This is a genomic window from Shewanella sp. AS16 (genome assembly GCF_021412365.1).
Taxonomy (GTDB): Bacteria; Pseudomonadota; Gammaproteobacteria; order Enterobacterales; family Shewanellaceae; genus Shewanella; species Shewanella salipaludis.
The window spans coordinates 1-286 of sequence record NZ_JAKCLK010000343.1 but is presented as its reverse complement, the minus strand read 5'-3'; the positions used below and the strand labels follow the sequence as shown (position 1 = coordinate 286).

The following is a 286-nucleotide window of genomic DNA, read 5'->3' as shown; positions in this document are numbered from 1 at the left end:
AGTAATTTCCACATCCTGGGGCGTTTCATTCTCAATTATGTATTCCAGAGATGATATCATCTCTTTTATTTGCAAATATAATCTGGTATCTTCAAAATTTAGAGGGATTAGTTTATTGCATCCTAACATATTTAATGCTTCTTGTGATTCCTTGTGACGATCAATATACTCTGCGCCACAGCAACCAGGTGTCATGACAACAGATATAATATATACTTTTTCATTAGAATAATATGAAAGAGATGCACCACATCCTAATTCTATATCATCAGGATGGGCACCAATT

1 protein-coding gene is annotated in these 286 nt (G+C 33.9%); it reads right to left on the bottom strand.

Going from position 1 to position 286, the window contains the following annotated elements:
- The coding region (locus LZP73_RS20575) for a PIG-L family deacetylase (RefSeq protein ID WP_234236831.1) at positions 1-286 on the bottom strand (286 nt) is incomplete at both ends.